Raw genomic sequence first — 13,913 nt, forward strand, 5'->3', positions numbered from 1 at the left:
ACAATCAATCATCCCATTAATTAAGACCAGCCTGACCGGATGGAAAGCATTTGTATCCATCCGGTCAAATCAGTGGGCTTAATCCCGCGCGGGAATATTCACTCCACGCTGAACAGCCGGACGTTCAAGCGCCCGTTCAAGCCAGGCCGGAACGTTTTTGAACTCGTGATAATCAACAAGATCCCCGGCATCATAAAAACCGATCAGGTTGCGCACCCAACCCAGCGACGCAATATCGGCGATGGTATATTCATCGCCCATGATCCAGTCACGCCCTTCAAGGCGGGTTTCAAGCACACCCAGAAGGCGTTTTGACTCGTTGCGGTACCGATCAAGCGGGCGCTTGTCCTCAATCTCCTTGCCGGCAAACTTGTGGAAGAAACCTAGCTGGCCAAAGATCGGGCCGACCCCGCCCATCTGAAAATACACCCACTGAATTGCTTCAATGCGTTTTGCCGGATCAACGGGCAGGAACTTACCGGTCTTTTCAGCCAGATACTGAATGATGGCACCTGATTCAAACAGGCCAAGCGGTGCACCATCGGGTCCGTTCGGATCAATGATCGCCGGGATTTTGCCATTGGGGTTCAATGACAGAAATTCCGGGGTCCATGTTTCATCTTCGCCGATATTGATCAGATGCGGCTCATACTCAAGCCCGGTTTCTTCGAGCATGATCGAAACCTTCACCCCGTTCGGGGTCGGCAGGGAGTAAAGCTGGATGACATTCGGATTTTGCGCAGGCCAGCGTTTGGTAATGTCGAAGTTCGACAGATCAGCCATGATAAAGCCCTTTCCAAGTCAATGTGTTGTTGACCATAAGATTTAAACCATCATGGCAATTGCGCCACCGGGAATCTGGCAACTTATTGTTTCCCGATCCGCAAACAGCAAAACCGGCCTGCATGAAACAGACCGGTTTTAACTTTGCGACTGGGCGCAAGGCGTTGGTTACCAGGCGCGGTATTTCAGGAATTTGCCATCAAGGGTAATGACAACGCGGTCACCCTTGGGGTCTTCCTTGCGCTCGATATACATTTCGTAGTCAATCGCGCTCATGATGCCATCACCGAATTTCTCGTGGATGATTTCCTTGATGGTTTCCCCATAAACACCAACCACCTCATACAGGCGGTAAATCGCCGGATCGGTCGGCACTGCCTGATCCCAGACCTTCATCGGGCATTCCTGCAAAACAGCCGATGCTTCGGCTGGCAGTTCAAACAGGGCAACGAGCATATCGGCCTTGTCCTTTGGCGCGGAATTCATGCCAAAGCAAACAGACGTGGTCCAAACCGGCGACATGCCGATCTTGCTTGCAACTTCTTCCCAGCCAAGGCCTTTGGCCTTTTTGGCTTCGATGATCATTTCTTTGACATCTGCTTTTTTCACAGCTTTTCTCCTTCTCAGTAATCAGGGTGCGATTGGTTTATTCCACCTGGCTGGCAGCCGGTTTGCGGTTGTCTTTCGGGTCCGCAACCACGCCATGCGCGCCAAAACGCACGATGGATGGCTCTGCCACGGATCCTTCCTCCTGCTTACCGGCAAGCGCCTTGGAGCGGGTGGCAAGGAATTCGACCAAGTGGTTTCGAATGTCGTAATAGTCGGCATGGTGGATGATGTTGGCGCGTTCGCGCGGACGCGGAATTTCGACCTGAACCGATTCCGCCACACGCGCATACGGCCCGTTGGTCATCAGCAAGATACGATCTGCCAGCAGGATGGCCTCATCCACATCATGGGTGATCATGAAGACCGTCTGATCAGACCCGGACCAGATGCGGATCAGTTCATCCTGGATGCTGCCGCGTGTCAGGGCATCAAGGGCCCCGAACGGCTCATCAAGCAGCAACAATTCCGGCTGAATTGCAAAGGCACGGGCAATCGAGACACGCTGACGCATGCCGCCCGACAATTGCGATGGCTTGCGAAGCTCTGCCCCGCCGGCCAAACCGACCATTTCCAGATACTTCATCGAATGATCGTGAACCTGCTTCTTGCTCCAGGATTTGTATCTGGCCTGAACGGCAAAGGTGACGTTCTTAAGGGCCGATAACCACGGCAGCAGGGAATAGTTCTGGAACACGATCCCGCGATCAAGACTGGGGCCGGAGACCTCCTTGCCATTCATGATGACCGCCCCTTCGGATGGCTCATCAAGACCGGCCAGAATGTTCAGGATCGTTGACTTGCCACAGCCGGAATGGCCGATGATGCAAACGAACTCCCCCTTCTCGATCCCCAGATTGACGTTTTCAAACACGGTCAGGGCGTCACCGCCCTTTGGCGCCTGAAAACGTTTGGTCAGGTTTTGCAAACTCAGGAATGGTGTCGACATATCAGGTCTCCTTATTCCTGGTACTGCACGAGACGTGCGCAATAGGCGAAGGCGGTATCAAGCAACATGCCGACAACACCAATCATCAGGATCGAGAACACCACGCTGGTCAGATCAAGGTTGTTCCATTCGTTCCAGACGTAGTAGCCAATCCCCGTCCCACCGACGAGCATCTCGGCAGCCACAATCACAAGCCACGCAATGCCAATCGAAATCCGCATGCCGGTCAGGATGGTGGGCGCCGCCGCTGGAAGAATGACGATCCAGGCGGTTTTCAATGGTCCAAGTTCGTGGGTACGCGCCACATTGACCCAATCCGAACGCACACCGGCCACACCAAAAGCGGTGTTGATCAACATCGGCCATATCGAACAGATAAAGATGACAAAGATCGCCGATGCCTGACTGTCCTGAATGACAAACAGGGCAAGTGGCATCCATGCCAGTGGGGAAATAGGGCGCAGCACCTGAATAAACGGATCAAGCGCCTTGTACATCAGGGGCGACATCCCGATCAGGAACCCAACCGGAATGGCAATTGCCGCCGCAAGGAAATAGCCGGTCAGAACGCGATAAAGCGAATAGCCGATCTGGATACCGATCCCCTTGTCGTTGGGACCGGCGTCATAGAACGGATTGCTCAGCTCTTCCCATGCCTTGGCGATCACGTCTGAGGGGGGCGGCACAGCGGCCTTTGGCTCTGCCCCACCCATCAGAAGTTCATATTCTGTAAGTTCGCCAGCAAGTTGTTGCTTTGGGCTGGCGGCCTCCCAAAGACCAAGGAAGACCGCCAGAAGTACAAGTGACAACACCAAAGCCCTGGCATTGAGCGATGCCAGCATATCAGCTTACCCCTTTACCGATGGCAAAGCTGTTGACATAGGCTTCAGGCTGATCGGGATCGAACGTCTTGCCCATGATGGTATAGCTTTTGTAAGTCTCGGTCGGCGCTTCATAGCCAAGCTCTTTCATGATCTTGGCGCAATCGGTCGCGACATAGACTTCTTCGGCGATTTTCTTGTAATCGACATCGCCTTCGATATAGCCCCAGCGCTTCATCTGGGTCAGGATCCAGACGCCCATCGAATGCCATGGGAACGGATCGAAATCGATGCGATCCGGCACGTTTTTGACCTCGCCCAGACCATCGGCATAGCGGCCGGTCAGAACCTGCTCGATCACCGGAACCGGTTGGTTCAGATAGTTGGTCGGTGCGATTGCAGCCGAGATTTCCTTGCGGTTTTCGGCCTTGGATGCGTACTGGGTCGCATCAACGATGGATTTAAGAAGTGCACCATAGGTATTTGGCAATTCTTCGGAAAACGCCTTCGAACATGCAAACGCACAGCACGGATGACCTTCCCAGATATCCTTGGTCAGCGTGTGCAGGAAGCCGATCTTTTCCCAAACGGCACGCTGGTTGAACGGATCTGGCGACAAATAGCCATCAAGGTTACCGGCACGCAGGTTTGCCACCATCTCGGGCGGCGGAACGACACGGATCTGGATGTCTTTATCCGGGTCCAGACCATGCTCGGCGACGTAATAGCGCAGCAGGAAGTTGTGCATGGAATATTCAAACGGCACACCGAACTTGAAGCCTTTCCAGTCTTTCGGGTCGCGCTTGTCCAGATGGTCGTTATGCAGAACGATGGCCTGACCATTGATGTTTTCAACAGCTGGCATCAGGAATGGCGTTGCTGTCGAACCCGCCCCCATCGAAATCGCCAGCGGCATCGGGGTCAGCATGTGCGACGCGTCATATTCATTGTTCAGCGACTTGTCGCGGGCAACCGCCCAACCGGCCGTTTTGATGACATCGACATCAAGACCGTATTTCTCATAGAAGCCCATCGGCTGGGCCATGATGATCGGCGTCGCGCAGGTAATCGGCACGAAGCCAATATTCAGCTTGGATTTCTCCGGCGTGCCAAGATCATCAAGGATCGCCGCCTTGACCTTGTCAATCGGCAGGACCGAGGCAAGTGCCCCCATCATGGTGCTGCCACCAACCATCTTGGCAAATGAACGACGCGAAATGTCGTTATGACCAAACACCGAACGGACAATTGCGCTGTCGATGGCACGATCCAGCATTTCCTCGCTGGTTTCCGGTGTTTTGGCATCCATATCGCCCATATCGCTATGGGCTGGCATGCTGGCCAGATCGTGTTTCACGCCATGGTCATGATCTTTATGTGATGCATGCGTATGTCCGGTTTTTGACGAACAGTCCTCACAACCACAGCCCTTGCTGTGCCGCAAATCGGTATCGCCGCTAAATGGATTGCCCAGACTTTTGACTGACATGTGATCACCCCCTGTTGTTGTTACGCCGCCTGATCGGCAGCACCAGATGTTCACAGTCCCTACAGCAACGAGCGTGCCATTTTGTGCAATGCGTCATTTTTCGTTGAAAATGCTGGACTCTTGGCGGGGAGGGTGCGACGCTTACCCATCACGAAAATTCGTAATTTACGAAATATCGTATCAAATATTACGATATTTCGTAGGAGTTACTGATGGGACTGAATGAAATCAATCCGATACCGGTGATGATTGAAAACCTGCACTTGCAGGCATTACTGGCGCACACGCACCCAACTTTGCTGATTCACCCGAAATCTGACCGGATTGTCTTTGCCAATCAGGCGGCTGCCAACCTGCTGGGACGCAGCATCGAAGAACTTTTGGCGACCTCCATGAGTGCACTGCACAAAGGACAGGTGCCCAGTCTGGTGGTGTTTAGCGAGGCGGCCTTTTATCACGGATTTGCCTGGACCCGCGGACTGGACCTGACCCGCCCGGACGGCACCGAACTGAAACTCGAACACGAAGCCCGCCCCCTGATCCTTGAAGGACAGGAATACCTGACCGTGACGATTTCCGATCTTGATGCCCGTCATCGCCGCGATGTCGATTCCGAGGCGGATGATTACTTGCGCGAAGGCATTGCCGAATGGCGGCGCGCCGAACGGTTTTTCCGCGAAATTGAACGTGAAAACCAACTGATCCTCGGCGCTGCTGGCGAAGGCATTTACGGGGTCAACAGTGACGGGGTAACGACATTCGTAAATCCGGCCGCCGAACGCATGCTGGGCTGGACAGCCGAGGAACTGGTTGGTCGCGAAGTCCATTCGATCATCCACCATTCCCACATCAATGGCGATCCGTATCACGTCGAACACTGCCCAATTTATAATGCCTTTCGCGAAGGTATCGTGCGGCGCGTCGATGACGAAGTTTTCTGGCGCAACGACGGCAAACCGATCCGCGTGGAATATACCTCCACCCCGATCCGCGACCATGGACTTGTGATCGGTGCGGTGATTGTCTTTCGTGACATCACCGAACGTAAAATTGCCGAGGAAAAGCTGCATGCCGCCTTGGCAGAGGTCGACCGTCTGCGTGAACGGCTTGAGCTTGAAAACGCCTATCTGCAGGAAGAAATCCTGTCGACCAACAACCACCATGAAATCATCGGACAATCCGATGCCATTCAGGGCGCGCTTAAACAGATAGACCTTGTCGCCCCCACCGAGGCCAACGTCCTGATTACGGGCGAGTCCGGGACAGGCAAGGAACTGATTGCACGCGCCATCCATCAGGCAAGTGCACGGTCTGACCGTGTTCTGGTGCGCGTGAACTGTGCTGCGATCCCGCACGAACTGTTTGAAAGCGAATTTTTCGGCCATGTCCGCGGCGCCTTTACCGGGGCTGTGCGCGATCGTGTCGGACGGTTTGAACTGGCTGATGGCGGCACGCTGTTTTTGGATGAAGTCGGGGAAATCCCGCTAGAACTGCAAGGCAAGTTGTTGCGCGTTCTACAGGACCAGAAGTTCGAGCGCATCGGCGAAGAACGCACCCGCGAGGTCAATGTCCGCCTGATTGCCGCGACCAACCGCGATCTCAAGGAAGAAGTCCGGCTGGGTCGTTTTCGCGAAGACCTTTATTTCCGTCTTAACGTCTTTCCCATTGAATGCCGCCCGTTGCGTGAACGGCCCGACGACATCCCGCCACTGGCATCACACTTCCTGCGCAATATCTGCCAGCGCCTGAATATCGCCCAGCCGACACTGACAAAGGGGCAGGTCCGCACCCTGCAAAACTACGGCTGGCCGGGGAATGCGCGCGAACTGGAAAACGTCATCGAACGGGCCGCCATCCTTGCCCATGACGGCAAATTGCATTTCGACCTGCCCGAACATGGTGGGCGCGACAGCCGCAATTCACCAACACCTGAAACCACCCCGGAAAGCAAACCGCAAAAAGCCGTTCTCACCCGCGATGAACTGCGCCAGACCGAATATGACAACATCATCCATGCCCTGACGATGACCAAGGGCAAGGTGTTTGGCAAAAATGGTGCGGCTGCTCTTCTGGACATCAAACCAACCACGCTGGCCTCGCGTATCAAGAAATTCAAAATCGACCGTCGCAGCTTCGGCGAAAACGAAACCATCGACTAATTGCCAAAATTGCCATCGTCTGGTTGCCTGTTGCGTCCGTTTGGCGCAGCATGTCGCCGCCGGTTAGAAACAGGGAAGAAACAGGTATGGCTGCTTTTTTACAGATTGGTGTTTTGCTTGCGATGGCCGCGGTCGCCGGGGTCCTGATCATGGGCATCGTTTCCATGGCGCGCGGCAAGGATGCGCGCAAACAAAACAAACTGATGCAAATGCGCGTCCTTTTGCAGGGCCTGGCCCTGCTGCTGCTTTTCATCCTGTCGCTGATGGCGGTCGGTTCCTGAGACGGGCTTAAGGTCCAACCTGATTAACCAAGAACACGGACGGCACATGGTTCAACTGACTCGTATCTATACAAAATCCGGTGACAAGGGAAAAACCGCCCTTGGCAATGGCACACGCGTTGCCAAAAACGATGTTCGCGTGGAGGCCTATGGCACCGTGGATGAAACCAATGCCGTGATTGGCGTTGCGCGCCTGCATGCCGAAGGGGCAGTGGACGAAATGCTCGCCCGAATCCAGAACGATCTTTTTGATCTGGGGGCTGATCTTTGCACGCCGGGCGATGGCAGCGATGACAATCCTGAACAGCCCGCCCTTCGCATCACCGCCACACAGACCGAACGTCTGGAAACCGAGATTGATCAGATCAACGCAGCGCTTGATCCGTTGAAATCCTTTGTATTGCCCGGGGGCAGTGCTTTGTCGGCACACCTGCATGTGGCGCGCACGGTTTCGCGCCGGGCCGAACGCCTGATCGTTGAGCTGGCTGCGATCGAAACCATCAATTCCGAAGCCGTTCGTTACATCAACCGCCTGTCAGACCACATGTTTGTCCTTGCCCGCCACGCCAATAGTGACGGCAGGGAGGATGTCCTCTGGCAGCCCGGCCTGACCCGGTAATCCGGCCCGATAACAAGTTTATCGGACAAAATCCTTGTTCCCTTGCGGATTTTTGCCGTATCAAGACTGCGAAGGGCATCAAGATTTTCGTGAAGAAGTTGTCGTTAACGTCAACACCTTTACGTAAATTGACAACCTGCGTAGCACTACTTATTGTGCGTCGCGGGGAAAACATTACCATGCGGGTCCGCTTGCGTTCTGCCTTGGCAGGGAGCAAAGCCCGCAGTTTCGACAACAAAAACGAACAGGTCTGTCATGAAGGTTCTTGTCGCCGTTAAGCGCGTTGTGGATTACAACGTCAAGATCCGTGTCAAACAGGACCAGTCTGGCGTTGAGTTGAACAACGTTAAGATGTCCATGAACCCGTTTGACGAAATCGCCGTTGAAGAGGCCATCCGCCTCAAGGAAGCAGGCACCGCCACCGAAGTGGTTGCTGTCTCGCTCGGCGTTAAACAGTGCCAGGAGACCCTGCGCACCGCCCTTGCCATGGGTGCCGATCGCGGCATTCTGGTCGAAACCGAGGACGAACTCCAGCCGCTGGCTGTTGCAAAGCTCCTGAAAGAAGTCGTTGCCAAGGAAAGCCCGGATCTCGTGATCCTCGGCAAGCAGGCAATTGACGATGATGCCAACCAGACCGGCCAGATGCTGGCCGCACTGCTGGATTGGCCGCAGGGCACCTTCGCGTCCAAGGTTGTCGTCGCTGACGGCAAGCTTGATGTTACGCGTGAAATCGACGGTGGTCTTGAAACCATCAAGATTGATCTTCCGGCAATCGTTACCACCGACCTGCGCCTCAATGAGCCGCGCTACGCGTCGCTGCCGAACATCATGAAAGCCAAGAAAAAGCCGCTCGATACCATGAGCCCGGCCGACCTTGGTGTTGATACCGCGCCGCGCCTGAAAACCCTGAAAGTTTCCGAACCGGAAGCACGTCAGGCAGGTGTCAAAGTTGCCGACGTCGCAGAGCTTGTCGACAAGCTCCGCAACGAAGCAAAAGTAATCTAAGCGGGGATCAATCAAATGAGCATTCTTGTTATTGCCGAACACGACAATACCGAACTGAAGGGTGGCACGCTTAACACCGTTGCTGCTGCTCAGAAAATCGGTGGCGACATCACCGTTCTTGTGGCCGGCGAAGGCTGCCGCGCTGTGGCTGACGCCGCAGCCAAGGTCGAAGGTGTGTCCAAGGTTCTTGTCGCGGACAACGCTGCCTACGGTCACTTCCTTGCTGAAAACATGGCGGGTCTGGTGATCGAACTGGCTGGCGATTACAGCCACATTCTGGCTCCGGCGTCTTCTTCGGGCAAAAACTTCATGCCGCGCGTCGCCGCAAAGAAAGATGTCGCACAGATTTCCGACATCACCGATGTTGTCGATGCCGATACCTTTGTGCGTCCGATCTATGCCGGTAACGCCATGGCGACCGTGCAGTCGGCAGACAGCTTGAAACTGATCACGGTCCGGACCACCGGCTTTGATCCGGTTGCGGGCGAAGGCGGTTCTGCTGCCATCGAAGACGTATCTGTTGCTGCTGATGCAGGCAAATCCAGCTTCGTTGGTCAGGAATTGACCGAGTCGGAACGTCCTGAGCTCACCGCCGCTGGCATCGTCATCTCTGGTGGCCGTGGCATGGGTTCGGGTGAAAACTTCCACCTGATCGAGCCGATTGCCGACAAACTCGGCGCTGCTATTGGCGCTTCTCGCGCTGCGGTTGATGCGGGCTATGCCCCCAACGACTGGCAGGTCGGCCAGACCGGCAAAGTTGTTGCACCGCAGCTATACATTGCTGTAGGCATTTCGGGTGCTATTCAGCACCTTGCCGGCATGAAGGACAGTAAGGTCATTGTCGCGATCAACAAGGACGAAGAAGCGCCGATCTTCTCGGTAGCGGATTACGGACTTGTCGGTGACCTGTTCGAGGCCCTTCCCGCTCTGGCGAGCGAACTCGACAAATAATCTGATCCCCTTTAGGGTCAAAGCAACGCATACTCTTGTTTTGACCCTTGGGGACGAGTGGGGAACAAATGGCTTCGTTGGAAGATATCAAAACCATTGGCGTAATCGGCGCCGGTCAGATGGGCAATGGTATTGCGCATGTGATCGCTCTTGCCGGCTATGACGTCCGAATTCTCGACATCTCGCAGGATGCCCTTGATAAGGCCATCGGCGTGATGGAAAAGAATATGGACCGACAGGTCAAGAAAGAGATCATTACCGCAGCGCAAAAAGAATCGGCGCTGAAATTGATCTCAACCGGAACGGAATATTCCTTCCTGTCTGACTGTGATCTGGTTATCGAAGCGGCCACCGAGAACGAAGAGATCAAAAAACAGATCTTCAAGGCTCTGTGCCCGGTGCTTGGCCCCGAAGCGATCATCGCAACCAACACCTCTTCGATTTCGGTCACCCGTCTGGCGTCCTATACCGACCGCCCGTCGAAGTTCATGGGCATGCACTTCATGAACCCGGTGCCGCTGATGAAACTGGTGGAACTGATCCGTGGTATTGCCACGGACGAAACCACCTATCGCACCATTCATGAACTGACCAAAAAGCTCGGCAAGGACACGGCAAGTGCCGAAGATTTCCCGGCCTTTATCGTCAACCGCATCCTGCTTCCGATGATCAACGAGGCGATCTACACCCTTTACGAAGGTGTGGGGAACGTCGAGTCCATCGATACCGCGATGCGCCTGGGTGCAAACCATCCGATGGGTCCGCTGCAGCTGGCAGACTTTATTGGTCTCGATACCTGCCTGTCGATCATGCATGTCCTGCATGATGGTCTGGCCGATACCAAGTATCGCCCGTGCCCGCTTCTGGTCAAATATGTCGAAGCCGGATGGCTTGGCCGCAAGGCTGGCCGTGGCTTCTATGACTACAGTGGTGACGAACCGACCCCGACCCGCTGAGCGGTCGCGTGCCGACTTTGGCATCAAGACATCAAAGCCGCTGCTCCGCAGCGGCTTTTTTTGTTGCATTCGCAGCTGCAACCATCTGGAATAGTATTCTGTTTAACCCGCGCAATCATGATGTCGGGAAAAATCAAACGGTTCTGGAGGCCGTCCGAAAATGTATCTCGGAATTGATGTCGGCACGTCGGCAGTCAAGGCACTACTGATTGACGAAAACTCGGTCACCCTCGCCGAGGCAGATGTCCCCTTGAGCGTTTCCAGCCCCCAACCGTTCTGGAGCGAACAAGACCCCGAAGACTGGTGGGATGCCACCACACGGGCAATCGACGCATTGCATCGCCAAAACCCCGCAGCAGTCGCCGAAACCCGCGCGATTGGGTTGTCGGGGCAGATGCACGGCGCAACCTTGCTCGGCGCCGAAGACACCCCTCTGCGCCCGGCGATCCTGTGGAATGATGGCCGCGCCATGCAGGAATGCGCTGAACTCGATGCTGCCCTGCCCGATCTTGGCCAGCGGGCCGGGGTCGCGACCATGTCGGGCATGACCGCCCCCAAACTGATCTGGCTGCAAAAACATGAACCCGATGTCTTTGCCAAGATCAAAACCATCCTGCTGCCCAAGGATTACATCCGCTTTTGCCTTTCAGGCGACAAAGTCACTGAAATGTCCGATGCGGCCGGAACCCTTTGGCTTGATGAACAAAGCCGAAGCTGGAACCAAAGTGCGATCAAGGCCTGCGGTCTGACACCTGATCAACTCCCCCGACTGGTCGAAGGATCAGATATTACCGGCACCCTCCGGGAACCGCTGGCAAACCGCTGGGGCATGACAGGGAACGTCATCATTGCCGGGGGTGGCGGTGATGCCGCCACCGGTGGCATCGGGGTCGGGGCGGTTGCCCATGGCGATGGCTTCATTTCGCTTGGCACCTCATCACAGATCTTCGTCGCCTCGGACAAGTACCGCCCCAAGCCCGAAGAGCTGCTGCACAGCTTTGCCCACGCCATACCGAACCACTGGTTCCAGATGGCGGTGCTGCTGAATGGGGCAAGCTGCCTGAAATGGGCGGCTGACCTTCTGGGCGAAGGGGATATCACCGCCTTGCTCAACCGGGTGGAGGCACAGCACAAATCCCCATCGGATGTTCTGTTCCTGCCGTATCTCAACGGTGAACGCACCCCACACAACAACCCCTATGCCCGTGGCGTTTTCTTTGGTCTGGGCAGCGACACTGATCGCGAAACCATGGTTCAGGCCGTCCTTGAAGGGGTTGGCTTTGCGCTGAGCGATGCCAAGTCCCGCCTTCATGCGGCCGGAACGCATTGTGATCTGCCCGGCGTCATTGGCGGCGGGTCGCGCAGCCGCTACTGGATTCAAATGATCGCTGACATTCTTGGCAAACCGCTTGCCCGCTATGAAGGTGCAACCAAGGGCCCTGCATTCGGGGCGGCTCGGCTTGCCCGTCTGGCGCTGACGAACGAACCGGTCACTGATGTCTGCGTCAAGCCCGCGATCGAGGAAGTCATCGAGCCCGACCTGTCACGCCATGACGCCTATCAGCCACGCTTTGCCAAGTTCCAGCGCATTTACGCCGCCCTGTCCGACGAATTCACCCCGCAATAAGCGCTAATTGCCTGATCCACAGGACCCTGCAATCGCCAATCGATGATATTTTCTCAATCTCGGTCGATTTTGGCGTAATTGCCCTTTAAACACCTGATTTAGGAACAACATTAAACTAGTGGAATTAATTCATAGACGCGGACAGATATGACCATTGTAGTTGTTGGAAGCTCGAACTTTGATTTTGCCGCCCGTGTGGCAAAGCTTCCCACGCCGGGCCAAACGGTTTCCTCCCAGGGCTATAAAACCGGGCCGGGCGGCAAAGGCTGCAATCAGGCGCTCGCCGTAAGACGCCTTGGCGTATCACCGGTGTTCGTCTCCAAGGTTGGCGATGACATGCTCGGCAATCAGCTGATCGAAACCCTTGCCGCCGAAGGGCTGGAAACCAATCATCTGATCGTCGCGGATGAGGCACAAACCGGCATCGCCCTGATCTCGATTGATGAGACCGGTGAAAACATGATCACGGTCGTTGGTGGTGCGAACATGACCATGACCCGCGCCGACCTGCACGAAAAGCAGGATTTGCTGCGCGATTGCGACTATATGCTATTGCAGCTGGAATGTCCGGTGGTGGCCATTGATTGTGCGATCAAATACGCCCGCGAAGGTACGGCAACGGTCATTCTTGATCCGGCCCCGGTTGCTGATCTGATTGTCATGCGTGATCTGCTTGCACACACGCATATCGTCACCCCGAACCAAAGCGAATGCCTGGCCCTGACCGGCATTGATCCTGTCGACGAAGCCACCGCGCGCGCAGCCAGCATCAAACTGCATGAAATGGGACCGAAAACCGTCATCATCAAAATGGGTTGTGCGGGCGCGTTCTATTCATCGAACGGGCAAACGGGCATTGTCGCCGGCTTTGCGGTTGATACGGTTGATACGGTCGGTGCCGGGGATTGCTTTAACGCCGGTTTGGCTGTGGCATTGCATGGCGGGCAATCGATCAATGATGCCGTGCGCTTTGCCTGCGCGACCGGTGCGCTATCCACGACAAACAACGGCGCGGCCGACGCCGCACCGCGTCTTGAAGATGTTCTGACCCTGCTTGAAACCGGCGCCGCCTGAAACCGTGCTTAACGGATCAGGATGTCTGATCAATCAACTGATCGAAATACGTGATGATAGCGGGCGCGTCCCAGCGTGCAATACCTTCGAGCTTGCCACGAAGCGCACCCTTGGCGTCATAAACAAAACTGGTCGGAAGCCCGCGCGCGCCCATCTTTCGGGCAATTGCACCACGCGGATCGAGAACGACATCAAGGTTCTCGATTCCATTCTCATCAAAGAATTCTTTGACCGCATCCGCACCGCCGCGGTCCTGACTAAGGGCCAGAACGCGGAACGGCTTGTCTCCCATTTCGACAGCCAGTCGATCCAGATCAGGCATTTCCTTGACACAGGGCACACACCACGTCGCCCACAGATTGACCAGAACAACCTGTCCTTTCAGGCTATTAAAGGCGATCTCATCTCCATTTTCATCGACAAAGGCCAGGTCTTCGGGCAAAGAACCACCATCGGACGGCACGACCATTTTTGAAAGTTCTTGCGGTAATTGCGTATCAGCAAAGGCGGGGGTTGCATAAATGCCCGATATGACGACAATCACGCCAAGTTTTACGTAACGAAGCAATGCTTTCACAACACCAACCTTTCCA

At 55.3% G+C, this 13,913-nt stretch carries 14 protein-coding genes; 8 read left to right on the forward strand and 6 right to left on the reverse strand.

All coding sequences use genetic code 11. The annotated features are described in order from the left end of the window. Nucleotides 1–78: 78 nt before the first annotated feature. The 5 genes from HED22_RS08145 to HED22_RS08165 all read right to left on the reverse strand — a co-directional run bounded on the left by HED22_RS08145 (nt 79) and on the right by HED22_RS08165 (nt 4,648). On the reverse strand, nt 79–783 hold the full coding sequence (locus HED22_RS08145) for a glutathione S-transferase N-terminal domain-containing protein (protein ID WP_167720982.1): 705 nt from the start codon (nt 781–783) through the stop codon (nt 79–81). A 168-nt stretch (nt 784–951) separates the two neighbouring features. Beyond that, nucleotides 952–1,392 (reverse strand): cyanase, encoded by a 441-nt coding sequence (gene cynS / locus HED22_RS08150; protein WP_167720984.1) that lies wholly within the window; start codon nt 1,390–1,392, stop codon nt 952–954. 37 nt (nt 1,393–1,429) lie between these two features. Then, a complete protein-coding gene (locus tag HED22_RS08155; RefSeq protein ID WP_167720986.1) occupies nt 1,430–2,338 on the reverse strand; it encodes an ABC transporter ATP-binding protein in 909 nt (302 codons plus the stop codon). Nucleotides 2,339–2,349: 11 nt separating this feature from the next. Then, on the reverse strand, nt 2,350–3,180 hold the full coding sequence (gene ntrB, locus HED22_RS08160; RefSeq protein WP_167720988.1) for a nitrate ABC transporter permease: 831 nt from the start codon (nt 3,178–3,180) through the stop codon (nt 2,350–2,352). A gap of 1 nt (nt 3,181) precedes the next feature. Further along, nucleotides 3,182–4,648, reverse strand: a complete 1,467-nt coding sequence (locus HED22_RS08165; RefSeq protein ID WP_167720990.1) for a CmpA/NrtA family ABC transporter substrate-binding protein — start codon at nt 4,646–4,648, stop codon at nt 3,182–3,184. Between the two features lie 212 nt (nt 4,649–4,860). Between HED22_RS08165 and HED22_RS08170 the strand changes: the two genes are divergently transcribed. The 8 genes from HED22_RS08170 to rbsK all read left to right on the forward strand — a co-directional run bounded on the left by HED22_RS08170 (nt 4,861) and on the right by rbsK (nt 13,320). Beyond that, nucleotides 4,861–6,807: a sigma 54-interacting transcriptional regulator gene (locus tag HED22_RS08170; RefSeq protein WP_167720992.1), complete on the forward strand. Its 1,947-nt coding sequence runs from the start codon at nt 4,861–4,863 to the stop codon at nt 6,805–6,807. Nucleotides 6,808–6,893: 86 nt separating this feature from the next. Continuing rightward, nucleotides 6,894–7,088, forward strand: coding sequence for a twin transmembrane helix small protein (locus tag HED22_RS08175; protein WP_167720994.1), 195 nt, complete (start codon nt 6,894–6,896; stop codon nt 7,086–7,088). A gap of 46 nt (nt 7,089–7,134) precedes the next feature. Continuing rightward, entirely contained in the window at nt 7,135–7,707 is a 573-nt protein-coding gene (locus tag HED22_RS08180) for a cob(I)yrinic acid a,c-diamide adenosyltransferase (protein ID WP_167720996.1), read from the forward strand. A 255-nt stretch (nt 7,708–7,962) separates the two neighbouring features. Continuing rightward, on the forward strand, nt 7,963–8,712 hold the full coding sequence (locus tag HED22_RS08185; protein ID WP_167720998.1) for an electron transfer flavoprotein subunit beta/FixA family protein: 750 nt from the start codon (nt 7,963–7,965) through the stop codon (nt 8,710–8,712). Between the two features lie 15 nt (nt 8,713–8,727). Further along, complete coding sequence (locus tag HED22_RS08190; protein WP_167721000.1) at nt 8,728–9,663, forward strand: electron transfer flavoprotein subunit alpha/FixB family protein; 936 nt, start codon at nt 8,728–8,730, stop codon at nt 9,661–9,663. A gap of 68 nt (nt 9,664–9,731) precedes the next feature. Beyond that, nucleotides 9,732–10,619 carry a 3-hydroxybutyryl-CoA dehydrogenase gene (locus tag HED22_RS08195; RefSeq protein WP_167721002.1) on the forward strand — a complete coding sequence of 296 codons (888 nt, stop codon included), beginning with the start codon at nt 9,732–9,734 and terminating at the stop codon, nt 10,617–10,619. A 160-nt stretch (nt 10,620–10,779) separates the two neighbouring features. Next, entirely contained in the window at nt 10,780–12,246 is a 1,467-nt protein-coding gene (gene xylB, locus HED22_RS08200) for a xylulokinase (RefSeq protein ID WP_167721004.1), read from the forward strand. A gap of 147 nt (nt 12,247–12,393) precedes the next feature. After that, nucleotides 12,394–13,320 (forward strand): ribokinase, encoded by a 927-nt coding sequence (gene rbsK, locus HED22_RS08205; protein ID WP_167721006.1) that lies wholly within the window; start codon nt 12,394–12,396, stop codon nt 13,318–13,320. A gap of 16 nt (nt 13,321–13,336) precedes the next feature. Here rbsK and HED22_RS08210 read toward each other — a convergent pair whose 3' ends face one another. After that, nucleotides 13,337–13,897: a TlpA disulfide reductase family protein gene (locus tag HED22_RS08210; RefSeq protein WP_167721008.1), complete on the reverse strand. Its 561-nt coding sequence runs from the start codon at nt 13,895–13,897 to the stop codon at nt 13,337–13,339. Between the last annotated feature and the right edge of the window lie 16 nt (nt 13,898–13,913).

Origin of the sequence: Thalassospira sp. HF15, from assembly GCF_011806525.1 — a bacterium.
Lineage (GTDB): Bacteria > Pseudomonadota > Alphaproteobacteria > Rhodospirillales > Thalassospiraceae > Thalassospira.